33 protein-coding genes are annotated in these 24,846 nt (G+C 55.3%); 8 read left to right on the forward strand and 25 right to left on the reverse strand.

Going from position 1 to position 24,846, the window contains the following annotated elements; genetic code table 11:
* Positions 1-43 precede the first annotated feature (43 nt).
* Together EDC23_RS11765 and EDC23_RS11770 are read left to right on the forward strand one after the other, a co-directional pair.
* Complete coding sequence (locus tag EDC23_RS11765) at positions 44-430, forward strand: HU family DNA-binding protein (RefSeq protein WP_134084806.1); 387 nt, start codon at positions 44-46, stop codon at positions 428-430.
* Positions 431-684: 254 nt separating this feature from the next.
* Complete coding sequence (locus tag EDC23_RS11770) at positions 685-1,281, forward strand: CBS domain-containing protein (protein ID WP_134084808.1); 597 nt, start codon at positions 685-687, stop codon at positions 1,279-1,281.
* A gap of 66 nt (positions 1,282-1,347) precedes the next feature.
* Here the strand turns inward: EDC23_RS11770 and EDC23_RS11775 are convergent, their stop codons facing one another.
* Together EDC23_RS11775 and EDC23_RS11780 are read right to left on the reverse strand one after the other, a co-directional pair.
* The gene (locus tag EDC23_RS11775) at positions 1,348-1,926 is read right to left on the reverse strand and encodes a YfaZ family outer membrane protein (protein ID WP_134084810.1); all 579 of its coding nucleotides are present in this window, start codon (positions 1,924-1,926) and stop codon (positions 1,348-1,350) included.
* Between the two features lie 348 nt (positions 1,927-2,274).
* Positions 2,275-2,766: a cyclic nucleotide-binding domain-containing protein gene (locus tag EDC23_RS11780; RefSeq protein ID WP_134084812.1), complete on the reverse strand. Its 492-nt coding sequence runs from the start codon at positions 2,764-2,766 to the stop codon at positions 2,275-2,277.
* Between the two features lie 204 nt (positions 2,767-2,970).
* On the opposite strand from EDC23_RS11780, the gene EDC23_RS11785 reads away from it, so the two are divergent.
* Positions 2,971-4,410: a rhomboid family intramembrane serine protease gene (locus EDC23_RS11785; RefSeq protein WP_134084815.1), complete on the forward strand. Its 1,440-nt coding sequence runs from the start codon at positions 2,971-2,973 to the stop codon at positions 4,408-4,410.
* Here EDC23_RS11785 and EDC23_RS11790 read toward each other — a convergent pair.
* The 17 genes from EDC23_RS11790 to EDC23_RS11870 form a co-directional block, all read right to left on the reverse strand.
* A complete protein-coding gene (locus EDC23_RS11790; protein ID WP_134084817.1) occupies positions 4,395-5,822 on the reverse strand; it encodes a tetratricopeptide repeat protein in 1,428 nt (475 codons plus the stop codon). The genes EDC23_RS11785 and EDC23_RS11790 overlap by 16 nt on opposite strands.
* Positions 5,823-6,188: 366 nt before the next feature.
* Positions 6,189-6,464 carry a DUF3565 domain-containing protein gene (locus EDC23_RS11795; protein WP_134084819.1) on the reverse strand — a complete coding sequence of 92 codons (276 nt, stop codon included), beginning with the start codon at positions 6,462-6,464 and terminating at the stop codon, positions 6,189-6,191.
* The gene (locus EDC23_RS11800) at positions 6,385-6,867 is read right to left on the reverse strand and encodes a YajQ family cyclic di-GMP-binding protein (RefSeq protein WP_134084821.1); all 483 of its coding nucleotides are present in this window, start codon (positions 6,865-6,867) and stop codon (positions 6,385-6,387) included. The genes EDC23_RS11795 and EDC23_RS11800 overlap by 80 nt, the downstream gene beginning before the upstream one ends.
* A 263-nt stretch (positions 6,868-7,130) precedes the next feature.
* The gene (locus tag EDC23_RS11805) at positions 7,131-7,586 is read right to left on the reverse strand and encodes a YcgN family cysteine cluster protein (protein ID WP_134084823.1); all 456 of its coding nucleotides are present in this window, start codon (positions 7,584-7,586) and stop codon (positions 7,131-7,133) included.
* On the reverse strand, positions 7,579-8,058 hold the full coding sequence (locus EDC23_RS11810; protein ID WP_134084825.1) for a DUF2244 domain-containing protein: 480 nt from the start codon (positions 8,056-8,058) through the stop codon (positions 7,579-7,581). Before EDC23_RS11810 ends, EDC23_RS11805 begins: the two co-directional genes overlap by 8 nt.
* 3 nt (positions 8,059-8,061) lie before the next feature.
* Entirely contained in the window at positions 8,062-8,334 is a 273-nt protein-coding gene (locus EDC23_RS11815; protein WP_166668859.1) for a PilZ domain-containing protein, read from the reverse strand.
* Positions 8,335-8,656: 322 nt separating this feature from the next.
* The gene (locus tag EDC23_RS11820) at positions 8,657-9,010 is read right to left on the reverse strand and encodes a PilZ domain-containing protein (RefSeq protein ID WP_134084829.1); all 354 of its coding nucleotides are present in this window, start codon (positions 9,008-9,010) and stop codon (positions 8,657-8,659) included.
* A 285-nt stretch (positions 9,011-9,295) separates the two neighbouring features.
* Entirely contained in the window at positions 9,296-9,628 is a 333-nt protein-coding gene (locus tag EDC23_RS11825; RefSeq protein ID WP_134084831.1) for a TraR/DksA family transcriptional regulator, read from the reverse strand.
* Positions 9,629-9,726: 98 nt separating this feature from the next.
* A complete protein-coding gene (locus EDC23_RS11830) occupies positions 9,727-10,050 on the reverse strand; it encodes a PilZ domain-containing protein (RefSeq protein WP_134084833.1) in 324 nt (107 codons plus the stop codon).
* A 185-nt stretch (positions 10,051-10,235) separates the two neighbouring features.
* Positions 10,236-10,526 (reverse strand): hypothetical protein, encoded by a 291-nt coding sequence (locus EDC23_RS11835; protein WP_134084835.1) that lies wholly within the window; start codon positions 10,524-10,526, stop codon positions 10,236-10,238.
* A gap of 134 nt (positions 10,527-10,660) precedes the next feature.
* Entirely contained in the window at positions 10,661-11,020 is a 360-nt protein-coding gene (locus tag EDC23_RS11840; RefSeq protein WP_134084837.1) for a hypothetical protein, read from the reverse strand.
* Complete coding sequence (locus EDC23_RS11845; RefSeq protein ID WP_134084839.1) at positions 11,013-11,216, reverse strand: hypothetical protein; 204 nt, start codon at positions 11,214-11,216, stop codon at positions 11,013-11,015. The genes EDC23_RS11840 and EDC23_RS11845 overlap by 8 nt, the downstream gene beginning before the upstream one ends.
* 18 nt (positions 11,217-11,234) lie before the next feature.
* On the reverse strand, positions 11,235-11,735 hold the full coding sequence (locus tag EDC23_RS11850) for a GlcG/HbpS family heme-binding protein (RefSeq protein ID WP_134084841.1): 501 nt from the start codon (positions 11,733-11,735) through the stop codon (positions 11,235-11,237).
* Positions 11,736-11,864: 129 nt separating this feature from the next.
* Positions 11,865-12,761 (reverse strand): phospholipase A, encoded by an 897-nt coding sequence (locus EDC23_RS11855; RefSeq protein WP_134084843.1) that lies wholly within the window; start codon positions 12,759-12,761, stop codon positions 11,865-11,867.
* Positions 12,762-12,820: 59 nt separating this feature from the next.
* On the reverse strand, positions 12,821-13,720 hold the full coding sequence (locus EDC23_RS11860; protein ID WP_134084845.1) for a patatin-like phospholipase family protein: 900 nt from the start codon (positions 13,718-13,720) through the stop codon (positions 12,821-12,823).
* A 223-nt stretch (positions 13,721-13,943) separates the two neighbouring features.
* Positions 13,944-14,741: a DUF2189 domain-containing protein gene (locus EDC23_RS11865; protein WP_134084847.1), complete on the reverse strand. Its 798-nt coding sequence runs from the start codon at positions 14,739-14,741 to the stop codon at positions 13,944-13,946.
* Positions 14,742-14,952: 211 nt separating this feature from the next.
* Positions 14,953-15,318: a TusE/DsrC/DsvC family sulfur relay protein gene (locus EDC23_RS11870; protein ID WP_166668860.1), complete on the reverse strand. Its 366-nt coding sequence runs from the start codon at positions 15,316-15,318 to the stop codon at positions 14,953-14,955.
* A 318-nt stretch (positions 15,319-15,636) separates the two neighbouring features.
* On the opposite strand from EDC23_RS11870, the gene EDC23_RS11875 reads away from it, so the two are divergent.
* The 5 genes from EDC23_RS11875 (at position 15,637) to EDC23_RS11895 (ending at position 20,140) form a co-directional block, all read left to right on the forward strand.
* Positions 15,637-16,155 (forward strand): cupredoxin domain-containing protein, encoded by a 519-nt coding sequence (locus tag EDC23_RS11875; protein WP_134084851.1) that lies wholly within the window; start codon positions 15,637-15,639, stop codon positions 16,153-16,155.
* 28 nt (positions 16,156-16,183) lie between these two features.
* The gene (locus EDC23_RS11880) at positions 16,184-17,638 is read left to right on the forward strand and encodes a cbb3-type cytochrome c oxidase subunit I (protein WP_134084853.1); all 1,455 of its coding nucleotides are present in this window, start codon (positions 16,184-16,186) and stop codon (positions 17,636-17,638) included.
* Complete coding sequence (locus EDC23_RS11885) at positions 17,635-18,276, forward strand: SCO family protein (protein ID WP_134084855.1); 642 nt, start codon at positions 17,635-17,637, stop codon at positions 18,274-18,276. Before EDC23_RS11880 ends, EDC23_RS11885 begins: the two co-directional genes overlap by 4 nt.
* Positions 18,254-18,847 (forward strand): hypothetical protein, encoded by a 594-nt coding sequence (locus EDC23_RS11890; RefSeq protein ID WP_134084857.1) that lies wholly within the window; start codon positions 18,254-18,256, stop codon positions 18,845-18,847. Before EDC23_RS11885 ends, EDC23_RS11890 begins: the two co-directional genes overlap by 23 nt.
* A gap of 102 nt (positions 18,848-18,949) precedes the next feature.
* Positions 18,950-20,140, forward strand: a complete 1,191-nt coding sequence (locus EDC23_RS11895; RefSeq protein WP_134084859.1) for a GGDEF domain-containing protein — start codon at positions 18,950-18,952, stop codon at positions 20,138-20,140.
* Between the two features lie 92 nt (positions 20,141-20,232).
* On the opposite strand, the gene EDC23_RS11900 is transcribed toward EDC23_RS11895, so the two are convergent.
* The 6 genes from EDC23_RS11900 to EDC23_RS11925 all read right to left on the reverse strand — a co-directional run bounded on the left by EDC23_RS11900 (position 20,233) and on the right by EDC23_RS11925 (position 24,828).
* Positions 20,233-20,634, reverse strand: coding sequence for a roadblock/LC7 domain-containing protein (locus tag EDC23_RS11900; RefSeq protein WP_243830784.1), 402 nt, complete (start codon positions 20,632-20,634; stop codon positions 20,233-20,235).
* Positions 20,635-20,721: 87 nt separating this feature from the next.
* A complete protein-coding gene (locus tag EDC23_RS11905; protein WP_166668861.1) occupies positions 20,722-21,306 on the reverse strand; it encodes a truncated hemoglobin in 585 nt (194 codons plus the stop codon).
* A 50-nt stretch (positions 21,307-21,356) separates the two neighbouring features.
* Positions 21,357-21,761 carry a hypothetical protein gene (locus tag EDC23_RS11910; protein ID WP_134084863.1) on the reverse strand — a complete coding sequence of 135 codons (405 nt, stop codon included), beginning with the start codon at positions 21,759-21,761 and terminating at the stop codon, positions 21,357-21,359.
* A gap of 34 nt (positions 21,762-21,795) precedes the next feature.
* Positions 21,796-23,109, reverse strand: a complete 1,314-nt coding sequence (locus EDC23_RS11915) for a phosphatase domain-containing putative toxin (RefSeq protein WP_166668862.1) — start codon at positions 23,107-23,109, stop codon at positions 21,796-21,798.
* Positions 23,110-23,146: 37 nt separating this feature from the next.
* Positions 23,147-23,677 (reverse strand): GTP-binding protein, encoded by a 531-nt coding sequence (locus tag EDC23_RS11920; protein ID WP_134084867.1) that lies wholly within the window; start codon positions 23,675-23,677, stop codon positions 23,147-23,149.
* Positions 23,674-24,828: a hypothetical protein gene (locus tag EDC23_RS11925; RefSeq protein ID WP_208321366.1), complete on the reverse strand. Its 1,155-nt coding sequence runs from the start codon at positions 24,826-24,828 to the stop codon at positions 23,674-23,676. The genes EDC23_RS11920 and EDC23_RS11925 overlap by 4 nt, the downstream gene beginning before the upstream one ends.
* Positions 24,829-24,846: the final 18 nt, after the last annotated feature.

The raw sequence follows: 24,846 nt of genomic DNA on the forward strand, positions 1-24,846 counted from the left end.
TAGCATCAGTTAAACAATACGTTGAGAACATTCAGGAGCAATCATGGCAACGAAGAAAAAAGCCAAGAAGAAAACTGCGAAGAAGAAAACCGCTGCCAAAAAGACCCCGGCAGTCAAAAGCATCAAGGAACCGATGACCAAATCCACCCTGTATGCGACTATCGCTGAACGTACTGATCTGCAGAAGAAGCAGGTTGCCGCTGTATTCGAGGAACTGGCCACTATCATCAATGGCCACGTCAAGCGTAATGGCGCCGGCGTCTTCACTCTGCCGGGTCTGCTCAAAATCAAGGTTGTCCGCAAACCGGCCACCAAGGCTCGCAAGGGTATCAACCCCTTCACCGGCGAACCGACTGTATTCAAGGCCAAACCGGCCCGCAATGTGGTCAAGGCCCAGCCGCTCAAGGCGCTCAAGGATATGGCCGCCTGAACGACGGCAACGACCAGAGAAGCTAACGGCCGGGCATCTGCCCGGCCGTTTTCGTTCCGGTGCCGGCCGCCTGCCTCAAGGCAAATACGGCACTCACACTCTCCCCAACCGGCTCTGGCCAACGCCCGTTGCCGAACAAGCCCGCTATTCCCCTGTAACTTATCCCGGCTATTGACCCGGGGGGATTTGCAAAGTCGCCCGGAATTGGCTATTTACTAAAGACATTCCTGAACAAAGTCGACGGTAACCCAATAATGCCTACTCACTATACGCCCTTGGCTCTGCACAAATTATCCAGCCACATCGGCTTCCATCGCCCCCAGCAATTGCTGCCCGATCATCTGACACTGGATATGCCTGCTATCTATGCCATGACCGATTTACAACGGGTCGCAGCGGTCACAGTGGAACCCTCCGTATCGCTGGCTGCCGCCAATCAGAAAATGATTTCCAATCAGGTGAGGTTATTGCTGGTTTGCAGGGCGGATAATTCGATTGCGGGCATTCTGACCGCAACCGATATTCTGGGAGAAAAGCCTGTACGTTACATGCACGAGGTGAACTGTACCTATAATGAAGTGACAGTGCGCGATATCATGACACCGCACGACGAGCTCGATGTACTCAGACTCACCGACATCCAGATGGCCTGTGTCGGCGATATTGTCGCGACACTACAGCAGGTGGCCCGCCAACACGCCCTGGTCATCGACAGTGACCGTTATGGGCTGCAGCGGGTACGGGGCATTTTCTCCGCATCGCACATCAGTCGGCAACTGGGCATGCCGATCCCCGAAAGTGGCCGGGCTCACAGCTTTGCCGAACTGGAGCAGGTCCTGGCGACAGGCTGACAGTCCGGGCCGGGCCGGCCTCAACGCGACGCCGGCCGCAGGCACCGGATTATCAGAAACAGTGGCTCAGAAGCGGATATCCACCCCGACGAAACCGCCATCCTCAAGTTCCACATCGCCCCCACCATTTTCGATCTCGGCCTCTATGTTCTGAACGCCCGCCATAATGCTGGCCTGGGGCGTTATCTGGAAGGAGGCGAACAACCCCCATTCGGTGAAACTTTCCGCATCCTGGAACGTAACAACCTTCGGGGCGTAATAGAAAAACCCACCCAGGCCGAAACCACCCCAGTTCTCCGGCAGCAACAACATATCACCGCCGATCGCGACCGCGGAGACATTATACTCACTGGCTTCACCATAATAGGCTCTGCCGCCAATCGAGACGATCAGGGGAAAATCAAGGCTTTCACCACGTACCTGCACCCCAAGATGAGTCAGAAAATCATCATTCCGTACTGCTTCATCGCGATCGGTGAACATCACGCCGAACTCTGTTTCCAGTCGACCGAGCTGTTCTCCGAACGAATCGGTGGCATAGGAGAAACGCGCCACCTCGTCACCCAGATAAGCCTTGATGGCTTCGGCGCTGGCAGTGCTGCTGACAAGGGTAAGTATAATAATCTGGATTATTCTGCTTGGCATAGTAATTCCTGACCTGTGTTTTAATAGACCTGATTGGAATAACGGGATATTAACAGGGAATCCCGGTCAAAAAACAGTATTTTTACCTCTGTAACAGCGGCTGGGAACGGCCAGAGTCCGGTTTTACAGCGCATCAGCCCTCCTGGCAAATCTGTCTGTACGAGTCAGGGACATCGGTAATTTGCGGGTTTTCCCTTATAAGCGGCAGGGCAAGATCCCGGGATGCGCCGCCCACTTGATGGGTAACCCTGGCCGTCCCATAAATGATCACACAAAGGGCTTCGCCCGGTTCGCCTACGCTGACGATCACCTCCCCCGGCGGGATCCCGACCAGCGAGGAGCACTCGTTCAATGCGACCAGCCTGTCTGGCGCAACATGACGAAACAGCGCGACACCGCGTAATGCGGTATCCGTGAGGCGCTGCTTATAACGCTGAACCACACGGCATCGTAAAGTTCAGCCCGGCCGCTGATCACTTTCTCCAGGGTGTCGCCGGAGATCGCCAGCAAAACGGAAGGCTGGCTTACCCTGATCGCCGAGATGCGCGGCAAACAAAACAAAGCGGCGATTTCGCCGAACAGTCCACTCCACCCCAGACGGGCCAATACCGTACTTTTCATTTCGGCGCGATCCCGAACCTCGACTTCACCAACCGCCAATAGGTAGCTTCGGGTATCAATTTGATGTGGACGACACAGGAATTCACCGGGCACGGTACTGCGCACCACCCCATGATCGACTAATCGTGACTTTTCTTGTCGATTCAACAACTCCCCGAATGCCTCATGGCGCTCGACGGCCAGCTCAGCGCTGCGCCGCAGATGTCCGTTTCCTTGCATAGTCTCCTCCTGTCAGGGCTTTCGACGGGGCCAATGCCTGTCCGGGGCTGTATTAGCAAAGTTTAATAATCAGCCCCGGACAGCAGCAAGAACAGGAATCGTTTCACAGTTTCCATTTTTCAACCCAGCTGGCAAAATACCCGGATGCGAAGTCATGTCACTGTTCCGTTGCAGCCATCAGCCCCCTGACCGGACGCCAGCCAGATGTTTATTCCTTTGGACAGGAAACCCGAATGGCGCAATCCGCCGGTCATTACGCTATTGCTGCTCGTGATCAATGTCCTCTGTTTCACGCTCTGGCAAGGAGAGGATCAACGCCTGGAGGAGCAGGCCTACGACTATTATCTCGATTCCAGGCTACCCGCCATTGAGCTCCCGCTATATCGTAAATTTTTGAGCGAACAGGGATTCGAGGCCCAGCTCGAGCAACAGGAAGACGATGATATATTGTTATCCCGTCTGCTGACTGACGGGAAATTCCAGCAACTTATGAAGGGTGGCCAGCTCATTAATCCGCAACATCCGGACTACGCTACCTGGCAGGAACAGCGCCGCATCTTCGAAGACTATTTGCAACGTATTGTCACATATCAATACAGTTTCAAAACCGCCGAGCCTTCGCTCACCACGCTGATTACTCATATGTTTCTGCATGCCGACTGGGGGCATCTGATCGGCAATATGATTTTCCTGTTCCTGGTGGGTTTCAGCGTGGAAATGACACTGGGGCGAACCCTCTATCTCTCCGCCTACCTGATCGCCGGTGCCAGCTCCGGACTGTTTTATCTCTGGCTCGATCCCGACAGCCTGATGTGGGGTATTGGCGCCTCGGGCGCGATCTCCGGACTGATGGGTATGTATACAGTCCTCTTCGGCCGGCGTAAAATCCGTTTCTTCTATACCCTGCTGTTCTATTTTGATTTTGTCCGGGCACCGGCGATCATTCTGTTACCAATCTGGCTGGGTTACGAGGTCATTACCCAGATCTATTCACCGAGCAATATCAATAATTTCGCGCATATTGGCGGACTGTTGAGCGGAGCATTAATCGGCTATATCGCCCTGCGCTATGGCAAAGCCGATCTCGACTATCTGGACCGCGAAGAGAACAAACAAGCCTACCTTAAGGGATATCAGCAGGGACTCGAACATGTCGCCCACATGGAATTCGACAAGGCACGCAGAATTTTTCTGGAACTCAGGGAGAAGCATCCGGAAAAGATCGAGATTACCGAGCAGCTTTTTAATATTGCAAAATTGTCCAGCGATGAGGCCATACACGAATACGCCAGGGAACTTCTCGACCCCGACAATTCCCGAACCATGCCGGTTCGACAATTGCGCGATATCTTTATTGCCTATGTTGAACAGGTACAGCCCAACGTCCGTCTCGGCCCGGACCAACTCATATCAATCGCATTACGCTTATCCTCAGGCAATTACCTTCAAGATGCCGAAAAGATCATTTTATACCTGACAACACGCAAAAGTGATTTTGCCCGTAACCCGGAAGGATTGTTGGCGCTGGCGAGTCAATATAACCGCAATAATAACCACAAGAAAGCCGAAAAATATTTCAATATTCTTTTACAGTGCTATCCTGACAGCCGTGAAGCTGAACACGCACGTCAAGTACTGGGTTGATTCGCTACCATCATACGCTCTATTACCTGACGGTACTCCTCAACATCCTTTAAAAGAGGGTGGCCCGCATATTTTTTATTCAGAAAGTCGAGAACCTGCAGTGCCTTCTTCTCCTCCCCGAAGTACTCAAACATAATCTGCGAAACCAGCAAATATGCTCCGGGAATCCCCTCGTAACTGGGAAATTCCTGATGCAGGTTATTCAACAGATTCAAGGCTGCACGTGACTGACCATTCTTCCTGAGTAATTCCGCCAGTTCATGTCGTTCGCGAGCGCCGGCCGGCTTCAACTTCGGGGCAATTTGCGACGCTTCCAGATAAACCCGCATGGCCTCCGACGGTTTGTTGGCATGCAATAATCGCATGATATAATCTGCGCTGTGCTGAATCAGACCTTGCTGGTTATTCGCTGCAATATAGAAACGGTGTAATTTTTCTCTGACATCAAGCTCTCCCGGATTCTTTTCTATTTCACGGATGAGTTTCTTTTCCGCCTCTTCCGTTTTCCCTTCCTGCAACAATATATCAACCTGACGAAAACGTGGATCGGAAGCCGGCTTTCCGCTATCTTCCTCCAGGTATGCTTCTGTCACGGAAAACCCTAGCTGTTCATGATACTGGTAAATCACATACCCCATCATGTTGTACATAATAAGCATGAAATACATATTGATGAAATTGCTGCTGGCGAACCAGATGTTTTTGGGCAGGGTGGTTGTCAACAAATCACTGGCGACCGTCGCGCCACTCAACAACAGCGCAAGGAACAGGCACATAATAAAATACGACGGTCCAATTCGCTTGATGGTTACCAGTATCATCAGCGGATTAAGCGCCTTGAAAATACTGTGCTCAACGGCAAGTATCATCACAGCTGCCGGGAAAGCCGCAACGGATATCATAACTGCCAGAATAAAGGGGCCGAAACCGAAAAGACCAAGCACTTTATAGTTGAGCAGGGCAATAAAAAATATTAACAACAGTTGTTTGAGCGGCAGTTCCAGCTCATCAAAAATAACACTTCCGGTAATCGGCTTCGGCTTGAGATAGCCTTGTGCGGTGTCCTCCAGAATTGCGAATGCATACTTGAAGAACACAATATTGATGACCAGCATGAACAGCATACCGAAGGCGGAACCCGACACCAGCATGCTCAACCCGGCCAGGGCCAGAATGAACAACAATGGAACCGCATGCGCGGGAAACAGAAAAAAGCGAGGGATCCGCTGCCAGAACGGCCGAATCAGGTTGCCGGCACCCAAAGAGACGGTTTTCTGCCCGCATAAGGGACAAACCGGCTCGATACCATCGGTATCAGACGCCGCGCATGTAGTGCAGAAATTGACCCGACATGCATTGCACTGCCAGCGTGCCGGTGCGGCAGGATGATATTTACAATAGATTTTTTCCATAATACCGGGCGCCTGGCCAACAATGACCTTCACAAGACACGATGCAGGCTATTGTCGCCTCTTTGCTCACAAAAATCGACACAACAAGCGCGTACACGGGAACCAGAGGCTGTTTTGCAACAGGCACATAAAAAAAAACCTTCCCACTCAGTGCTCAACGGGAAGGGTCCAAGCGAAGGTCTGGCTTGAAAAGTCGCGCTGTCTCTTGTCGGTAGCGACAGCAGGGAGACCGGTTGTTTAAACCTAGCCGCCACTTCCCTCCCTTGCAAGTCCGGATCGAGCGCCTGGCATACCGTTTCGCTTCGCTTTTTTATCTTATGAGTGAAGTTTTCCTGCCAAGTTATTGAATTGTTTTTATATTAGATTTCACTTATTTTCTTTCTGGCACTCCCGACAAATCAGGCGGTAGCCCAGCATTTTCTGCCGGCCTGCCGCACTCATTACCCAGGGCCGGTTCTGCCAGGGTGGACGATGACGCACGTGCCGGCGGTGCCCGCATGAAAGCTCGGCGATCCAGTCGCCCTCTTCATCCTGCACAAATCCGGAAATACTGACCAGAGACTCAGTCACGGAAGTTGGTGAACTGCAGCGGCATCTCCAGGTTGGCCTCCTTGAGCAGCGCCATCGCCGCCTGCAAGTCATCGCGCTTTTTGCCGGTAATCCGCACCTGCTCGCCCTGTATCTGGCTTTGCACCTTGAGCTTGCTGTCCTTGATCAGCTTGACGATCTTCTTGGCCAGGGCCTGATCGATACCTTCTTTCATGGTCACATCCTGGCGTACCTGCTTGCCGGCATGTTCGACATTGCCCGGCTCCATGCAATCCAGATCCACGCCCCGTTTGCTGAATTTGTTGCGCAAAATATCCAGCATCTGCTTGAGCTGAAAATCGGCATCACCATGCAACGTCACGGTTTTGTCATTCATTTCAAACTTCGCCCCGCTGCCCTTGAAGTCAAAACGGGTCGACACTTCACGATTGGCCTGATCCACCGCGTTGGTCACCTCGTGCATGTCGATTTCAGATACGACGTCAAAACTGGGCATACCGGCTCCTTTATCGTCTTGTTATTCAGCAGGACACCGGCGGATTGTCTGAAGCCGTCGCATCCTGGTCCATAAACGCCGGCCCGCGGGGATAAAGCGACAGGGCAAGCCGGCCCAATCCGGTTCCGGATTTTACACCATTTGACAACAACATTCAGGCAGGTAGAAACCCATGCCGTCCCGGTAGCCGAAAACAACTCCTCGCAACAACCCGGCGCGCCATCCCGATGTTATTCCCCGCCGGCGCGAGCCCGAAAAGCGGACTACTCTTCACCTTCCCGTTCATACCATTGAATAATATGTTCGGGATACTGCTCCGGGTGTATATAGTCCTCACTGACCACTTTCTCGCTCACACTGATTCCCGCCTGCGCCACGGAATCGGGGTCTCCGGTGATCAGCGGGTGCCAGGCAGGCAGGGACAAACCCTGATACAGGCGTTTATAAGCGCAACTGGACGGTAAATGATCAATCAGCTCGGGCAGACTGTCAGGCGTCAACTCCAGGCACTCGGGAACCGCCCGGGTACGGGTTGCGTAATGGCGACACTGACAACCCGGCTGCTGCAACTGCCGGCAGGCAATATTGGTGAAGTAGAGATCCCCGTTGTCCTCATCTTCCAGCTTGAGCAGACAGCAACGCCCGCAACGATCACACAGGGATTCCCATTCTTCGGGGCTCATCTGCGCCAACGTCTTGTCGCGCCAGAAATCAGCCATGACTTAAAAAGGCGTTGAGGTTGCGGATCAGGGCGCGCTTGTCCCGATCTGACAGAAATTGGCCCAACTCCAGCTCCCGGCCCTGGCAACGCAACTCTATCCGGCTGCTGTACCAGGGGTGTGACGGGCTATAGACATGCAGGCGGCACCAGAATCGCTGGCAATACCACTCCAGTGTCGGCCAGCGCCGCCCGCGCTGTACCCACACTTCATTGTCCTTGAAGCGGATGACTTCCTGCACCCGGGTTTTAAGCGAGACATAATAAAGCAGACAGAACAGGGCGGTGATCTCCAGCCCGGCAAAGGGCAATATGAGCCAGGCTCCGGCCAGGGCAAAGCCGATAGCAAACGACAGGCACAAGACCGCCGCCACCCCCACAAACCAGAGATTGACCTGCCAGCTTGAGGGAGCGTGGGGACGCGCGATGATGCAACCGCTGCTCCAGTGCGTATCGTGTTCAACCTGCACCATGGCTCAATTTAAAAAGCTGACTCCGAGCCGGAAGTTGTTCGCCGCCGGATCCACATGCCGGATTTCAGCCTGCAGGTTCAGCTCACGGGACTCGCCCAGAGTATTGACCCTGAACCGCAACCGGACTTTTTCACCCACTTGCGCCGGCCGCTGGCTGACCATGGCCATACCACTGAGAGAGAAATCGGAGGACTCCAGAACCTGCTCATCACCGCGGTGGTTTACCAGATGCACGGTCCGCCGAAACGGGATACGTCGATGCTGTCGCTTTTCCATAAAATACCTCCCTGCAACCGGAGTCCTCCCGGCAGGCTCTATGGAAGCATAGACCATTTGCGCGGCGAGTAACGGTATTCCCGCGGCTTATCCCCCTCGAGCGTGAGTTGGCGCACGTCTGGCCGCATCGAAGGGACTCGTCCGGGCCGGACCCGCCTCATACCGGTCTCTGCTGCCCCGGCCAAACCACACCCCGCCGTGGCTGGCAGACCGCCGGCACACCTGGCATCAGGCGCCTGTTCAGCGACGAGAGCTCCCGGCCTCTGGCGGCAAGAACCCCGGTGTTCGTTGGATATTCCAGGCCGGGAACCGTCCCGCCGGATCAGCGTGACGGTGACCAGTGATGACGTAACTCGTCCATTTTGTAACGCTGGCCGTCCAGCTCAAAATCGACAAACGACAGGGCAACTCCCTCATCGCTTTCGCGAATCACTTTCATATTGAAGGCAATCTCGGGACGGGCGGAATCCAGAAACTGCAGCTTGATGTGGGCCCCGATGGGCAAGCGGAGCCGATGGCGCAGCTCGACGAAGACGCCGGTATCGGAGATATCCCGCGTAGTGGCATGAATCACGCCGAAGGTGGAATGGCTGATCTTGACCCGCGCCGGTCTTGGCTTGCGCAGCTGGTTACGCTTCTCGCGCACATCAAAATAAGAGGAGAGCCTGGCAATCATTCCCCGTCCATCCCCATAACGCTTCGTCCTGACATGATTATTCTTGGTTATTTGTCCCGATTTTATCGGGTTATTTATCTCGATTTTACCGTGAGTTGGCGAAAAGCCCAAGCCTCATACCGGGTTTTCTTCAGACGCGCCTCGCCGCCAGCCACGCTCAATCTCGACCGGGACGGGCGGTCAGGACTATCAACAGCAGCAGCCCTCCCGCCAGGGTCACAATGATAATCCCTTCAAGGTATTCGAGTACAAAATTCAGCACCGGCCCCCCGTGATGCAGGCAACTCAGCCCGACTCCTGCCTGTCGGCACAGTCGATACACAGGGCAGCGTGGGGAATCGCCCTGAGCCGGGCCGGCGCGATGGGGTTGCCACAGGCACGGCACAGTCCATACTCATTCTGCTCAATACGCTGCAGGGCCTGATCGATCTGGCTCAGCGTCTCGCGTGCCTCCTCGTCCAGCGCCGAGAGCACTTCCTCGTTTTCCAGCTCGACAGCCTGTTCTTCCGAGTCTGCGCTGGCTGGCCGCTGTTTATCGTCAGCAATCGCGGTAACCCGCTCGAGCAGTTCACGGCGTTTGGCAAGCAGGGCCTGGCGGTATTGCGCGTAATCGGACATCGCGAATGTATTCCCTGTTGGTTGGGTGAACCAAAGAACACCGTAAGCCACAATCCCGACCCGAATCAAGCGTGCCGCCCCCCCGGCGCCGGCCGGGGCTACTCTTTCTTCCGAAAACTGCTACGCAGTTCCTCGATGCTGCCGCGCTGCCCCTGGAACTCATAATCGAGAAACATCAGTCCGAGACCATCAGACTCGACCCGAATCACCTGCATATTAAATACAATATCCGGAGAGCGGGACTGGGGCAGTAGCATTTTCAGCTGAGCCCCCTCATCCAGGGGCAGGGTCGTATCCGTCATCACGAACACCCCGCCGTCGGAAATATCCCGGGTGCTACCTTCCACAACATCAAGCTCGGGAGAATAAAGTTTAACGCGCGCATTGACCAGCTTGCGCTTGTAGTACCGGCGTTCTTTCATACCCTGCTCTCCTGCGGATTTGGACCGGGCTGTTGTTATTTATCCTCGCCACGCAGACACCTCTTCCCGCCGCTTATACGCACAAATAATACGTGATAAAGCACCCGGTCACGAGGCGCTGAGTCAGCCCCTTATCAGAACTATCGGCTATACAGCCTCAAAATTTAATCCCGCCGGACGAGCAGCTAGCGCCTGTCGCCGGCGGCGGTTTGCCCCTCTTCGACAAATCGCAGTATCAGGCTGCTGCCGCTGCGACGCACAAGCTGCATGGTGAACAACACATCCATGGAATCCGTGCCCAGCTGAAAGGGGATCTCAGAAAAATCGTGTCCGTTGTGGCCAATCTCGGCACAGAGGCGAACCGCCGACGGCGACCACTCTTCGATCCGCGCCGAAACACAGCCCAAAGCCGGGTGGTAGAGACGAACATCGGCTGCTGCCAGCTGACGGTTAAACTGACGACGTTCCTGTTTCATTTGCCGCCTCCTGTGGATTATGGCCTGAAACCTTGATACTGACGCACCTGACTCAGAATAGTCCGCGGGGCATTAAATTGCCATTAACCCGGTGCCAGCAGACGCGCCATGGATGTCGGGTACAGCGTCCCCTTCTACTCAACCCACCAGCCGGTAAATTCCACCTCGCCCACGGGCATTTCCTCGATATAGCGGCAACCCCGCTTGAGCAGGGTATAGCACTCGAATTGCTCCAGTTGCCTGACATAAGAGCCGAATTTTTCCGGCGCGGAGAGGTTCATCTCGATCGTCCCGTCGGGATGAACAAAAAACTGCAGCGTATTGCCTTTCTCGTCAATAATGCCCAGGAGATTGCGCGGATAACCCAGCAAACCGCTCTGTATTGTCGACAGAATATTATCCAGCGCCATAAAGCGCGCATCATCGATGGAAACGAACTCATCGGCGATGTTATCCGTATAAAAACAGATGTAACCTTCGACCCGATCACTCATTGCGTCCCGCTCCGTCACCTTGCCGACGTTCAACCTGCCGACCGATCAACGTCAGCACACCACCGAGGAGCAAAGAAATAATACCCTGCATAATGTCAATACCGACATTCGAGTAAATCAACGGCGCAGCGAACTTCCATACCCCGAACAAAACGATCACACTGCCGACAAGGGTCAGCATTCTGGCAAATATCACGCGCATCTCCCGGCTAGATTATTCGATAAAATCCAGTCTCTCCTGCACACTGGCGATACCTTCTGCTGCACAGTCCGCATCAATATCACCACCCGGCGCACCGCTGACACCAATCGCCGCGATGTTGGTCCCCGCCGCCTGAATCGGCAGCCCGCCATCCATCACCACAATCCCGTCGATGTGATTGAGTTCCGGGCGAATATCCTGGCGACTGCCGCGAAACTCACCGGACGGCATCCCCGACATGATCACCAGATTGGCTTTTTCCTCGGCAATCTGCAGAGTGAAGCGGCTGGCCAGGGTATCGCGCATCGCCATCTGGGTATTCCCGTTGCGATCCACGACGACCGCACTCACCTGGTAGCCCTTATCCCGACACGCCTTGACCGCCGCGTCGGCAATCTCGGCGGCCAGATCCATCGTGATACGTTTTACACTGACCACCTCGTTGGCCTGCAGCGGCAACGCCGCCAGTAGCAGCACGCCCGCCAGGCAGACACCGTGTCGCCCTGTTCTCATACTTGCCTCCTGAACCATTTGTCCGACAGTCGGCCCAATATTGGCCCTGTTCTTATAACTCTATCAACGATGGCAGCGGAAATGCCACTTAGTTCTTAGTACTAAGTACTTAGTTCCTAGCCCCTGTTTTTACAGCCAGTCCGTTAACGCAATCCCGATCCCGACCCGTTTCACTCTGGCGTTATAGTCAATCAGACTCTCGCCATAACCATCAAAATACTGGATAAACCACCTGGCCCGGCGACTCATGGGAAAACTCCAGTTCAACTCCACTGCGCCCCGGTTATCGTTCTTCAGGTTGTTACGCAACATCATTGAGAGGGTATGCTTTTCATTGGCATAGGCCAGACGGATCTCGCCCTTCCCCATATAGTGTTCAATATCCGGATTGTCATCCTGCTGCCCCGACGACTCAAGCCGCAGCCACGGTTTAAAACTCAGGTAGAAGTTCTTTCTCTCTAAAATAAATTCGGCATACACCCGGTTCCAGCTACGGGATCTGTCACCGCTTCGCCCGTTGGACTGATGACTGATACCGATCGTATTCATCTTGTTGGTAACCCCGAGCCACTGCCAGTCATTCTGCATGAGCAGGAACAGCTCCGGCTCGTGGTTGGTCTCGCGAAACGGCTGCGAGTTGTCATCGTTATAGGCCTGCCAGTAGGACTGGTTGGTATAGGCTGCGTAAAGGGTCGATTCATCTCCGAACAGCTCGTCGGTAATCGGCATCTTGATGCTGATCTGGAACTTGACCTCGGTCTCATCGAGCTCAGCCTCTTTCTGGGGATCTAACGGGGGCTGATTGGGCCTGCTGTTGTAGGTCAGCGGCAACAGATAATTGGGTCTGTGCGGTGTCAGGACAAACTCCTGAAAACGGGTCTCCCGTTCGATCCGTACCCGTTTATCCAGCGGCGTTTCGGCGGTTTTATCTGCTTCTGCGGCCGGCAAATTTCCCGGCAGCAATCCGGCCAGAAATAATAATCCGTACGCCACTGCCGGGCGCCGGAGGCTTTTAGAAAGCAGCATGACAACTCCTGGTGTGCGCACCTGTATTTCCATAGCACATTCCGGTTCAACACTTCCTTTTAACGACGCAGATCCGACAATGCCCACTCGGCGCGCTCATAACCCAGGTCAATCATTTCCTGCGCTCGATGGAACTCGAACATCCCGCAGGCATTGACCGGGATCTCGATCAGGTGATCCGGGTTGTAGGCGGCGATTCGAAAACGGGCAATGCTGTTTTGCATCGCCTCAAGGGAACGGGAAGTAATGTTGAATATATCGATCTCCGGCGCCGGCTCATCGCTCATCCCCAGCTTGTCCTGCAATCCCTCGATGAACTGGCCGATGGCACGTTGATAGCGGTTTTGATCGTCTGCGACCGGTGCGGACTGTGGCTCTTTTTGTTCAAGTTTTTCCTCGCTGCGGCCGCTGAGCGTGACCGCCACGGTCTTGTCGGTGCTGTCGCGCAGGGTCGGGGCTATCGGCACCGGATTAAGCAGTCCGCCGTCGACCAGCAGTCGGCCCCGGCGCTTGACCGGGGTAAAGACGGTCGGGATGGCAATGGAGGCGCGAATGGCTTCGAACAGGGAACCTTCGCTCAGCCACACTTCGCGACCGGATTCGATATCGGTGGCCACGGCGGTGAAGGTGATAGGCAGATCTTCGATATTGACATCCCCCAGCATCGCCTCAAGCTTGTTCATAATCCGCTCGCCGCTGAACAACCCGCTGCGGCTGAAGGCAAAATCGAGCAGCCGCACGACATCGTAGCGATTGAGCTGAGTGACCCACTCTTCGTACAGTTCCAGTTTACCGGCAGCATAGATACCGCCGATCAGCGCCCCCATCGAGGCCCCGGCGATCGAGGTGATGCGATAATCACTGTTTTGCTCCAGCCAGTGAATCACACCGATCTGCGCCAGTCCCCGAGCTCCGCCGCTACCCAGGGCCAGAGAGAGTTCCTGCTCACCGTCAGTCATGTCATCATCTACCTGTCTTCATAAGTAGGACAAGTGGTGCGGCAATACCGGGACAAACCGTATCCCCTCACCGCTTCTAACAGATCCGCATCATGCGCCATGCCGCCTGTAAAATACAGGCCCGATCACTGCCGACCCGTCCGCCTCAGGGGAAGACTTCGCAGAGACAGATGGGATCACGACAAACGCTGACCTTTTCCGGCATACCGTTTTTGCAGAGCCGTCAGACCACCGGCGGCTCGTTCCGCGGCCAGGCCGAGGCGTCGATGGTCTCCTGATAGGCGTGCCAGGTGGCATGGCCAATCACCGGCATGCCCAGCGCCAGTCCCAGCAGGCCGGTGGCAAAACTGAGTAATACAATGGCCACGATCAAGCCCGCCCAGAGCAGCATTGCCGGCTTGTTGCGCAGCACCGCGTTGATACTGGTCAGCACGGCGGTCACCGTATCCGCGCGCCGATCCAGCAGCATCGGCAGGGAGAAGGCACTGGCGCAAAACACGATCGCGGCGAAAAGGGTTCCCACCGCCGTGCCGACACCGAGAAACAGCGCAAAGTCGGCCAGTTCGGGATCCCCGGCCACCGGAAAAAAGACATGCACCATCGACGCGGCCCGGGCCCAGATCAGCACCACCACCAGCAGGATCACCGCGAAAACCAGCAGATTGCCCAGATGCCGGCGCCCCTCGCGCAAGCAATAGCCCAGCACCGGCTGACGCCCGGCCTGCAGCTGACGGCTGATGGAGTAGAGTCCCACTGCCATCACCGGCCCGATAAAAATAAACCCCGACAACATCGCCAGCAGCAGATAGACACTGCCGTAGTACCAGGCTATCAGACTGATGAGGTAACTGAGCAATAACACGATGCTGCCGTAACTGAGGCTGGGCAGCGGTGCGCCCATCAGATCCTGCCAGCCCAGACTCAGCCAGCGTAACGGCGCGCCGGGGGCCAGCCGCCGACAGGGGGCGACAAACGGCAGTTCCTCCGGATTGCCGGATTCGTCGGATGACGATGTACTCATAGCTGTCCCCCGAAATGGAGAAAACCGGTGTTGTTGTTCTGATAAGCCAGCCGATTGCCCGGCCAATCGGCTGGCCGCTGGCAGCGAGCATCAACCGTCGACGCGAGCAGGGTAAAAAAACCCGTCAGTACCGCGCCCCAAACATAAACCACGCCCTCCCCAATAAAACAGGGGGCGGTTCATTGACTCACTTCAGGTGCGCACCGCGCTGTTACTGCACCGACCCGAAGTGGGGATCGGTCACGTCCGCCGGTGCCGGCACACCGGCAATCCGCGAGCCCTGGTTCACCGGGCCATTGGGAAACAGGCGATACAACCATTGTGCACCCCCCTCCTCCTCGAAACGCTCCTTGAGCGCCTCGGTCAGCTCGCGCGCATGTTGCAGCTGGCCATTGTTCTCGTAGTGCACACGCATAAATTTGATCACCTTCCAGTGATCATCGCTCAGGGGAATACCGAGCTCGCTGGCGATCTCTTCCGCCTTGCTCTCGTTCCAGGCCCGGAAGGTCTCCAGTGACTCGTCATCATGGATGCCGAGCACATTATCCCGTTTCTCTTGATTGGTCATGTCGTTCATTAACGTTTCTCCTTGCGCGTACATCAATCAGGGAAGCTTGTCTGAATCATTTACTCAGGAATAAAACAACGCTTCATATTTCAAGTCTAGTTGAAATTTCGTTGACCGCGAAATCCCGCCACCTATCCGAACATACCTTGAGAAATCTGACTAGCGCTGCGTACCAGGCAGGTTGCCCACGTTTGCACACCACCTGTTTATTTTATAACCAGAAATCAAGCCGGTTTCAGGCTGGTTGTTGACACCAAAGGCACAAAAATTTAAAGTAGTATATTAAATACTACATTCAAAAACCGACTGTCTGACCCGGAGTACCCAATGCAATCGACTGCCTGGTATACCTCGCTTGTTCTTATCCTGTTGCTCAGTGCGATCTTTATTTTCGTGTTGCGCCGCTCGCGTGACAGTGGCGATGCCGCCGAAGTGGCGCGCCGCGCCTACGCCCCGCGCAGCAAACTGTTCGCCCTGGCGCTGGCCGCCGGCGTGATTATCACCGTCGTCACCCTGCTGCCCTGGCCGCATCAGCTGCAGGCCGGCGCCGGGATAGACCGGGTGGTCGAAGCCACCGCCCGCCAGTGGAGCTGGAGCCTGAGCGAGGACCGGGCACAGGTTGGCGAGCGTATCGAATTCAAAGTCAGCAGCGAGGACGTCAATCACGGTTTCGCTCTCTATGACCCGGACATGCAGCTGGTCACCCAGATCCAGGCCATGCCCGGCTACATCAACCGTTTGCAGCACACCTTCGAGAAACCCGGTGAGTACCGGATCCTGTGTCTCGAATATTGCGGCCTGGCCCATCACGCCATGACCGCCAGTTTCACGGTCTCCCCGAACTAACAATTAATAACCAGCACGAGGTAATCCGATGAGTTCATCCGTCACCGCGACTGCAACGCAGTCCAGGGAACGTCTTTATCTGCAGATCTACATGGGAATCACCCTGGCGGTCCTGTTGCTGATGCTGCTGGCCGGGGTCGCACTACGCGCGGCCCAGGGCACGCTGATCAATCTGCCGCCCGATCTGTTCTATCAGGCCATGTCCCTGCACGGTACCGGCATGGTGGGTATCGCCGGCCTGGCCGGGGTTTCGATCATGTGGTATTTCCTGCGCCGGTACGTGGCGCTGACCCCGGGTATCTTCCTGGCCAATTTACTGCTGTTTACGCTTGGCGTGGTGATGATTCTGGGGGCGATCCTGCTGGGCGGCTTCGCCGGCGGCTGGACCTTCCTCTATCCGCTGCCGGCCAGCTCCATGGGCCAGTGGAACACTCATGCCGCGGCCGCCTTCATTGGCGGACTGCTGATCATCGGCGTCGGCTTTTTACTCTTCTATCTGGATGCCGGGCGCGCCCTGCTCGCCCGCTATGGCAGCCTGGGCCGCGCGCTGGGGCTGGATCAGCTCTTCTCCGGCAAGGTGGATGCGGACCATCCGCCGACCGTGGTCGCCAGCACCATGGTGCTGATCATTAACATTCTCGGCACCCTGGCCGGCGCGGTGATCCTGGTGATGAGCCTGATCAACCTTTACCTGCCCGCCGTGACCATCGACCCGCTGTGGGCCAAAAACCTGATCTATTTCTTCGGTCACGTCTTCATCAACGCCACCATATATATGGCCGTGATTGCGGTATACGAGCTGCTGCCCCACTACACCGGGCGCCCCTGGAAACTGACCCGCCCGTTTCTCGCCGCCTGGGCCGCCAGCACCCTCATGGTCATGATCGTCTATCCCCACCATCTGCTGATGGACATGGTGATGCCCGCGTGGATGCTGATCATGGGGCAGATTATCTCCTACCTCAGCGGGCTGCCGGTGTTACTGGTCACCGCCTGGGGCACGCTGGTGCAGATCTACCGTGCCAACGTCAACTGGGAAGCGCCGGCCAGGTTTCTGGTCCTGGGCGTATTCGGCTGGTCGATCGGGGTCATTCCGGCCATCGTCGACGGCACCATGACGATCAACAAGGTGATGCACAACACCCTCTGGGTACCGGGCCATTTCCATTTTTATCTGCTGCTCGGCCTGCTGCCGATGGTGCTGGGCTTCATGCTGCACGTCACCCGCCTCCCCGACAGCCGCATCCATCCGTTACTGGAACGGGGCGGATTCTGGCTGTTCAGTGGCAGTGCGGCCGCCTTTGTCGTCATGTTCCTCTATAGCGGCCTGCACAGCATCCCACGTCGCTTTGCCGAATACCTGCCGGCCTGGGTCGCTCAGGCACAGCTTTCCACCCTGTTCGGAACGCTTGTCCTGCTCAGCCTGGCGGCGTTTTTCATCCTGCTGCTGCGGCGTCTGGCGCAGGTGCGCATGCAGGCATGAGGCGCGCGCTACCGCTACTGACGGCCCTGGGCGTGGCGGTGAGCGGCGCGCTGATCGGCTGGCAGCTGACCCACGGCTTTCAGGCCTTTACCTGGGAGAGTTACCGGCGGATGGAGGTGGCACAGACGCCGCGCAAGGTCCCCGATGTGCCGTTGCAAACGCATACCGGCCGGCCATGGCGCCTGGCCGAGTCGGCGGGCCGGCTGCGGCTGATCAATTTCATCTATACCCGCTGTCCGACCCTGTGCCGGACCTCGGGCAGCCGCTATGCCCGGCTGTTGCAGGCCATCGAACAACGAGGCTGGGACGATCGGCTGCAGTTGATCAGCCTCTCCCTGCAACCGGACTACGACACCCCGCCGCGCCTGCGCGACTACCGCCGACGCTATCACGCCGCTGACGACGGGTTGTGGCTCACGGCGCGCACCCGCCGGGAAGCGGATCATCGCCGCCTGCTCGAGAGTTACGGTGTGGTCAGTATTCCCGATCCCTGGGGCGGCATTCAGCACAATGACGCCATCCATGTCGTCGATGCAGCAGGCAACCTGATTCGTATCCTCGACGCCACCGGGGTGAAATCGATCCTGGCTCAACTCGAACCGCTGGTTGAAAATCATGTGGCGCTGGCGACCCGCTAGCGGCGGCCTCGCACTGGGCCTGCTATTGGCCCTGTTGATCAGCCGGCCGTGGCTCGAGGCCGGCATGGCCTGGCACATGGGGGTGCAGATCCCGCTGCTGGTGGTCGTGGGCGCTCTGCTCGCCGGCCACTGGCGCGCCCGCCTGAGCCCGCCGGGGATCCGTCGTTACCGCGCGACTCTGTTGCTCTTCGCCCTGTTCACCCTGGCCCTGTGGATGCTGCCCCGGCTGCTGGATGCCGCCCTGCATCAGCTCCCGGTGGAGCTGGCCAAGTGGTTCAGCCTGCCACTGGCCGGGGCCGCGCTGCGCCTGGCCTGGCCCCACCTGCCGGTCATCCTGCGCGGCGTCCTGCATCTGGAAGCCATTGCCACCCTGCTGCGCCTCGGTTGGCTCTATCTGCAGGCGCCGGAGCGCTATTGCGTCAGTTACGGCATCGGCGATCAACAAAGCCTGGGCTATCTGCTCGTGATCTATGGCGCCCTCTACGGGGGACTGCTGGCGATCAAAATCCTGTTCCTGCCCGGCGGGGTTCGCCCGCTTCACGTCGAATCCTCAAACGCCAAATTATCCTAATCCTCTGTCACCCGTTGCCGACATACTGCTCAAGGCCTGTCAAAAGCATTATTATGGGCAACCCCCGGCCCTGATAACCAAGAATGACTATCAAGTATTCCGATGCGCAAAAAGCTGGAATCCAAACAGATCATTATTGTGAATGCAGTCGTCGTTCTGCTGTTCATTGTCATACTGGTTACTGTCAATCTGTTTCACTTCAACCACCTCAACAGCAATCTCTCGTCGATCAACGAAATCTATAACACCAAGCTTGAGATCATCACCCGGATGTCACGTATCGTCCGGGATCGCTCCCTGACCATGTTGAATATGCACCTGTCGAACGATATCTGGCATATCGATGAGCAATATATGCGCTTCAACCAACTGGCACCGGAATTTATTCAGCTGCGCGAACGCCTGCGCCAGCAGCCCATGGCCCCGGATGAACAGGCCGAGCTGGATCGCTGTCTGGCCCTGATCAGGAAAACCCAGCCCCTGCAAGAGCGAATCGTGCAACGCATCTACGACGGCCGTGATGCGCAGGTTCTGGATGACATCATGTACGAGGATATGCCGCTGGAGAGCCGGCTATGGGAAGGTTTTAACAGGCTGGATCGGATCGTACGCAACAATGCCGAACAGGCCCGCCAGGTCGCCAATGAAGAGTTTAAAAACTCGCTGTATATCATCATCAGCGTGGCGGCTGTACTGGCGTTATTGACGGTCCTGCTGATGAAGCATGCCCTGCGTCGGCTGCAGCTTATCGAAACCCGTCTCATCGATCGCGCCGAACTGCTCAGCTGGGATGCGACTCACGATCCCCTGACCAATATATGGAACCGTCGCTTTCTGGAACACCGCGTCAATCAGTTAATCAACGGTGATTATCCGCCCGAACCCCGGCATGTACTGGTCTATATCGATCTGGATAATTTCAAACCGATCAATGATATCTACGGCCATTTTCTGGGCGACGATTTCCTGCGAGCCATCGCCCTGTGTGTCGAAGCCTGCATCCGCAAGAATGATACCCTGGCCCGTATTGGCGGCGATGAGTTCGCTATCCTGCTGGAAAACTGCACCGGCGAGAAGGCTAGTGCCATTGCCGAATGCGTCCGCTCCGCCATTAGTAACTGCACGATAACCTATGATGGCCAGCCGATTCGTAACGGTGGCTGCAGTATCGGTATTGCTGTTTTCGACGAACATCTCGAGAATTTTCAAAATCTGCTCAAACAGGCCGACCATGCCTGTTACGACGCCAAGCGGGCCGGCGGGAATCGCATCAGCTACGCCGACCGCAACTAACCGGAAACCAAAGGCCGCCTTCCAGCACCGGGTTAAACCCCGCGCATATCCCGGTCGTCAGGGACAAACGGGCACAGCTCGTTACAAATGCGCTATAGTACTTTCGCTTCCTCGATCTCGCGCGCAATCTTGCGGGCTTCGTTGAAAACCATTCCCAATCTGGATGTCGGCTTGGAGACAACAGCCAGTACGGCGCGATCACCGATTTGAACAATAAGAACGCACCCGTTATCCCCTTCGATCAAAACCTGCTTGAGGTTGCCTCGCTCCAGTTCGGAGGCCGTCTTGCCTCCCAGAGAGAGCAGTGAGGCACACATCGCACCCAAACGGTCCTGATCGACATTATTACGCATCACGGAGGCAAGATTAATCCCGTCACGCGACATAACCGATGACGCTTCGATGTCCTGTGAAATATTGTTGAGCCTTTTTAAAATCGGGCGGATTTTCTGTCCCGTATCTTCCTGAACGTTCTGTTTCTGCTCTGTCATCATATAGCAAACTCTCCATGGTATTTAACCGCTTCCACACATTAATGATTGTTAATATTTACAACCAGAAACATGAACAAATTAAACTATTTATATTTGACAGTCTGAAGGGCGGCAGCTTACACAATACAGCTTGCCGGTACGGACATGACAGACCACCTCGGCACCGGCTTCGACTTCACCGGCACAACTGTCACATAACGTCCCAACCTCAACCTTCTCTTTAAAATATCCCACAACAGGGCGCCTGATACCGCCGTAATTCAGCTCGAATGGCTCCGACTTGACTATAGCACCCCGAAAAACCTCTTCAACGCTTCGCCAGCGCGAAACAAGATACTCCTCCAGTCCGTACTCGCGCAGACTTTCTTCCATCAGATTTTCACGATAATCAAACAACTCATCCGATATCACCATCCAGTGATGCGCGGTTTTCGGATGATCGCCAAAATAACACTTCTCACCTGTAAAAATTGATTTCAGAAACGAGAACTGCTTCTCAATTGCGCGTTCCCGTGTCACCCCCTCAAAAAAAACCGATAACTTCGGATCGGTATATACTTTAGCGTAAAAGTTGGTCAAAATTTCTCTTAAACCCGTATCCTGATTCAGCGCGTCCCACAACGCCTTATCCGGAGCCAGCACACCCTTGCGCTTGTGAAAGTTGTTATACATCACACACCATATAATAAATATGGCCCGGCCAATAAGGCCGGGCCGAAACATCACACCGCCCCGTCAAGACCGGTCATGGCCTGGCGCGACTTGGTCAAAGCCATTCCCAGGTTGACACTCTTGCGACAGACAAAAGTAACAACGTGCTCTTCATTGCTTTTCATTCGCAGAAAAATATGCACGAGGTTGTCACTCATAATGACAATTTCCTGGAAATAATGGTGGCCGTCGTCGGCAACACCACGCGCCTTTTTAAACAGGCTCTCGATCGTCGAAACATTCGGCCCCTGAAAAAGATCAGCCGTTGCCGCCGCGAGGATGTCCATAACTTCCTGTGGGTGTGAATCAACGGTTTTGATTCCCAGCAGCATACCTGTAGTCAGGTCGACATACCCACCGGCAAGACATTCCGGGATTTCACCAACCGATTTTGCAATTGCCTGATCTAATGACATCGTTTTCTCCTTCGCTGAATAATATTAGTGTTTGTTATAACTCATTGCTGACCGTTTTTTTCATGCCATTATTGACATAGTCAGCAAAACCTTCGATAAATTTGACCTGTTCGTCCGACTGCACCCATCGGGGCTCAATTTTTCGAACAGACTCAAGTGCTTCCAGTGCAGACTTGCCTTCCATAATCAATTGCGCGGCAAGCAGGGTGCCGGTTCGACCCAGACCTGCCTTGCAGTGATACGCGACCGGTTTCCCTTCGGCCATTCTCTTCCTGACCTGTTGGCACATCTCATAGGCCTCTTCATATTCCGGTGCTTTCATGTCATCGATCTCCAGCCACAGGGCGTCGATGCCATACTCTTTCAGTTTCCGTGGCTCGAATTGCTCCTCGGTCAGGGAAACAAGCACCTTGATTCCGACACGCTGCAGCGCGCGCAGATCATGATCTTCATCCGCCACGATACCCGGCCAGGGCGTACCCGCCAGCAGTCCCTGTTTCAACCACAAAAAACCGCGCGGGCCAAATGAATCACTGACAAATTCCCTGGCGGCTTCAGGCATCGGTGGCGGTGTCGGGATATCAGCCTCCGCATCGATTTCCTCTGGTTTGGCGTCTGGTGATGGCACCGAGCATGTGCCGTTCAGAATAAAATTACGCGTGACCTTGCTTTCGGGTTCTATAAAGAACTTTTCAGTCTCATTACACTCCTGGATCCAGCCACCGGCCAGCAAGGCGGTTTTATCGGCCAGCGCCTTTGCTTCCTGCTGGTTATGCAGCACCACCAGTAACGCACTGCTTTCTCCAAGTTTGTACAAATAGTCAAGAATTCGCTCTGCCTCGCTTGTGCTCAATTCGGCGGTTGGCTCATCCACGCAGAGCAGGCCGGGACCGGCCGCCGCCTCGCGGGCGATCGCCAGCTGCCTCTGCACGGGAATGGGTAACTGCACGACCCGCTGATCGAGACAATCGGCCAATTCATCCAGACCGGATTGTTTCAGCAGACGGATGGCGAGATCCTGTTTTTGCGCTTTTGACAGCTCATGTTTTTCAGGTAATTCGTTCAGAATATTCTCCTGCACCGTCGAGGTAATCAGGCGCATATTCTGTGACACCAGAACCGGATATTCCGCCTCGCCCAGTGGATCGCCCCGATAGGTCACCTCGCCCCAGGTGCGTAGATTGGATACCGCCTGGTTGATACCGCAGATGGTACGCAACAGGGTCGACTTGCCGGTCCCTCCCGGTCCCAGCAATGCGAAGACACCGCGTTCAGGCACAGACAAATCGACCGAACGCAGGATTACGTTGTCGCCAAAGGCAACGCCAAATTGACTCAAATTAAGCACAGGCATGTTCCGGTTAGTTGTACATCGTGTTTTTTAGCTACAGTCCCGGATCCAGGCTGTATAGCAGGGACTCGGTGAGTCGAATGACATCATTCGACACCCGGGGATCCACCTCCATGACGGGAGCGGTAATCTGTCTTCCTGACAGGACAGCGTGATAATCATCGATCGAAGGTCCCTCACCGGTTTCCATCCGGGTCACCCCCAGCGCGATACCGGAAGCATCGATATGTCCGGAAAATGCATCCAGATACTTCTCCAGCGTCTGTAACGGATCTGGTTCGAGATTATTCATCAGGATAATCAATCCGATCGCGCCATCGGAGAGAATTTCCCACATAAAATCAAAACGCTCCTGACCCGGGGTACCGTACAGATGAATTCTTTCGCCGTCCTCGAGCTTGATCAGGCCGTAGTCCATGGCCACGGTCGTATTGTCCTTCATCTTGCTGACATCATCCGTTGCAGACTCTTCGGTCTGAAACGGCTCAATATCACTGATCGAGGTGATGGCCGTTGTCTTCCCCGCACCCACCGGGCCGGTAAAAAGAATTTTATAGGTACTCATGCCACCTCACTGTCCATGTTTCTCAGGCGACTCAGTAGCGACCCGAACAGTCCCCGTTTCTCATTTTTCGGTACCTCTACAGGCTCCACGACCGCATCGGCCTCCCGTCTGGCCCGATCGGCCAGACCAGCGGCATGGGCCGCGGTAAAGATAGAAAACACCTCCTGCAAAGGCAGTTCCAGCTTTTCGCTCATTTCATACAGGCTGCAGGGATTCCTGGCCCAGTAAGCGATGATTTTGAGTCCGTCATCGGTCAATTTGATACGGGTGATATTCGGCCAGCGGCGTAAATACTGTCTGTCCGCCGTCGAAATGTCGTACGGTATGCGCCCCTTGCAGGTCAACAAACCCAGATCCCACATAAACGTTTCAACCGACATGCTGCGGGTCTGTCCCGAGATGGAAGCGGCAACGCTGTCCACCCCGGCCCTGTCCAGGTAGGTAACTTCCACGGAGGAGGACAATCTGTCATCCAGCGGCGCGATGGCCATGCTGCGGATTTGATTGTCTGACAGGTTGGTCAACACCTCGCCTTTTGCAGGCTGAATCAGAATCGATTTATGACCCCAGCATTTAATCAGCGCGCTCTCATGTCCCTGCTTTGAGGTGTCGAGTGCCTCAATGGCACGGCCGAGCAGGAACCGATCCAGATCAAAGCACATCTCATCGGTTTTTCTGATCATCTCCCGTTGCCGGTTGAACGTCGATTTGTCCTGCTCAATTTTGGTATTCAGTTTTGACGCGACTTTTTTGGTTTCAATTTTGGTTTCAATGGCTTCCATCGCCTTTTTCACCCTGTCTTCCGATATCCCGGCACTTGCCGGAACATCAAGCTCGACATCGGGCAACTCTTTTCGGATCGAATCAATCAACTCATCAGTATTTATCGGCATTTTCATACTCCTTATCGCCCAGCCATCGGCTTCGGTATTACAAAAACCGATAGCGGGAATGGACTGATTGTCTTTCACGATATCTCTGTATTTTTCTGCCATGTTCTCCGCTTCCAGGTTCAGCAAGAAGAGCTGGGCATCCGTTACTGAATCAAGCAGACGAATGTTGCGTACCTTCGGGCTTATCGCCTGACTCAGTCGTTCAATCGACCGCTTGTCAAAGCCGAACGCTGAAATTGTGATGTTGTTTTGCGGCATAGTCCTGCTTCAGGGTTT

Origin of the sequence: Thiohalophilus thiocyanatoxydans, from assembly GCF_004366735.1 — a bacterium.
Taxonomy (GTDB): domain Bacteria; phylum Pseudomonadota; class Gammaproteobacteria; order UBA6429; family Thiohalophilaceae; genus Thiohalophilus; species Thiohalophilus thiocyanatoxydans.

What these genes read in the sequence shown, in the direction of transcription:
- EDC23_RS11905 (WP_166668861.1), bottom strand. Translation starts at nt 21,306, where the DNA reads ATGTATAACAACTTTCACAAGCGCAAGGGTGTGCTGGCTCCGGATAAG.
- EDC23_RS11790 (WP_134084817.1), bottom strand. Translation starts at nt 5,822, where the DNA reads ATGGAAAAAATCTATTGTAAATATCATCCTGCCGCACCGGCACGCTGG.
- EDC23_RS11775 (WP_134084810.1), bottom strand. Translation starts at nt 1,926, where the DNA reads ATGCCAAGCAGAATAATCCAGATTATTATACTTACCCTTGTCAGCAGC.
- EDC23_RS11795 (WP_134084819.1), bottom strand. Translation starts at nt 6,464, where the DNA reads ATGACTTGCAGGCGGCGATGGCGCTGCTCAAGGAGGCCAACCTGGAGA.
- EDC23_RS11865 (WP_134084847.1), bottom strand. Translation starts at nt 14,741, where the DNA reads ATGAGTACATCGTCATCCGACGAATCCGGCAATCCGGAGGAACTGCCG.
- EDC23_RS11815 (WP_166668859.1), bottom strand. Translation starts at nt 8,334, where the DNA reads ATGGAAAAGCGACAGCATCGACGTATCCCGTTTCGGCGGACCGTGCAT.
- EDC23_RS11830 (WP_134084833.1), bottom strand. Translation starts at nt 10,050, where the DNA reads ATGAAAGAACGCCGGTACTACAAGCGCAAGCTGGTCAATGCGCGCGTT.
- EDC23_RS11825 (WP_134084831.1), bottom strand. Translation starts at nt 9,628, where the DNA reads ATGTCCGATTACGCGCAATACCGCCAGGCCCTGCTTGCCAAACGCCGT.
- EDC23_RS11765 (WP_134084806.1), top strand. Translation starts at nt 44, where the DNA reads ATGGCAACGAAGAAAAAAGCCAAGAAGAAAACTGCGAAGAAGAAAACC.
- EDC23_RS11835 (WP_134084835.1), bottom strand. Translation starts at nt 10,526, where the DNA reads ATGAAACAGGAACGTCGTCAGTTTAACCGTCAGCTGGCAGCAGCCGAT.
- EDC23_RS11785 (WP_134084815.1), top strand. Translation starts at nt 2,971, where the DNA reads ATGTTTATTCCTTTGGACAGGAAACCCGAATGGCGCAATCCGCCGGTC.
- EDC23_RS11850 (WP_134084841.1), bottom strand. Translation starts at nt 11,735, where the DNA reads ATGAGAACAGGGCGACACGGTGTCTGCCTGGCGGGCGTGCTGCTACTG.
- EDC23_RS11900 (WP_243830784.1), bottom strand. Translation starts at nt 20,634, where the DNA reads ATGATGACAGAGCAGAAACAGAACGTTCAGGAAGATACGGGACAGAAA.
- EDC23_RS11875 (WP_134084851.1), top strand. Translation starts at nt 15,637, where the DNA reads ATGCAATCGACTGCCTGGTATACCTCGCTTGTTCTTATCCTGTTGCTC.
- EDC23_RS11870 (WP_166668860.1), bottom strand. Translation starts at nt 15,318, where the DNA reads ATGAACGACATGACCAATCAAGAGAAACGGGATAATGTGCTCGGCATC.
- EDC23_RS11810 (WP_134084825.1), bottom strand. Translation starts at nt 8,058, where the DNA reads ATGGTGCAGGTTGAACACGATACGCACTGGAGCAGCGGTTGCATCATC.
- EDC23_RS11880 (WP_134084853.1), top strand. Translation starts at nt 16,184, where the DNA reads ATGAGTTCATCCGTCACCGCGACTGCAACGCAGTCCAGGGAACGTCTT.
- EDC23_RS11920 (WP_134084867.1), bottom strand. Translation starts at nt 23,677, where the DNA reads ATGAGTACCTATAAAATTCTTTTTACCGGCCCGGTGGGTGCGGGGAAG.
- EDC23_RS11780 (WP_134084812.1), bottom strand. Translation starts at nt 2,766, where the DNA reads ATGCAAGGAAACGGACATCTGCGGCGCAGCGCTGAGCTGGCCGTCGAG.
- EDC23_RS11910 (WP_134084863.1), bottom strand. Translation starts at nt 21,761, where the DNA reads ATGTCATTAGATCAGGCAATTGCAAAATCGGTTGGTGAAATCCCGGAA.
- EDC23_RS11805 (WP_134084823.1), bottom strand. Translation starts at nt 7,586, where the DNA reads ATGGCTGATTTCTGGCGCGACAAGACGTTGGCGCAGATGAGCCCCGAA.
- EDC23_RS11890 (WP_134084857.1), top strand. Translation starts at nt 18,254, where the DNA reads ATGTGGCGCTGGCGACCCGCTAGCGGCGGCCTCGCACTGGGCCTGCTA.
- EDC23_RS11925 (WP_208321366.1), bottom strand. Translation starts at nt 24,828, where the DNA reads ATGCCGCAAAACAACATCACAATTTCAGCGTTCGGCTTTGACAAGCGG.
- EDC23_RS11855 (WP_134084843.1), bottom strand. Translation starts at nt 12,761, where the DNA reads ATGCTGCTTTCTAAAAGCCTCCGGCGCCCGGCAGTGGCGTACGGATTA.
- EDC23_RS11840 (WP_134084837.1), bottom strand. Translation starts at nt 11,020, where the DNA reads ATGAGTGATCGGGTCGAAGGTTACATCTGTTTTTATACGGATAACATC.
- EDC23_RS11895 (WP_134084859.1), top strand. Translation starts at nt 18,950, where the DNA reads ATGCGCAAAAAGCTGGAATCCAAACAGATCATTATTGTGAATGCAGTC.
- EDC23_RS11820 (WP_134084829.1), bottom strand. Translation starts at nt 9,010, where the DNA reads ATGATTGCCAGGCTCTCCTCTTATTTTGATGTGCGCGAGAAGCGTAAC.
- EDC23_RS11860 (WP_134084845.1), bottom strand. Translation starts at nt 13,720, where the DNA reads ATGACTGACGGTGAGCAGGAACTCTCTCTGGCCCTGGGTAGCGGCGGA.
- EDC23_RS11800 (WP_134084821.1), bottom strand. Translation starts at nt 6,867, where the DNA reads ATGCCCAGTTTTGACGTCGTATCTGAAATCGACATGCACGAGGTGACC.
- EDC23_RS11770 (WP_134084808.1), top strand. Translation starts at nt 685, where the DNA reads ATGCCTACTCACTATACGCCCTTGGCTCTGCACAAATTATCCAGCCAC.
- EDC23_RS11885 (WP_134084855.1), top strand. Translation starts at nt 17,635, where the DNA reads ATGAGGCGCGCGCTACCGCTACTGACGGCCCTGGGCGTGGCGGTGAGC.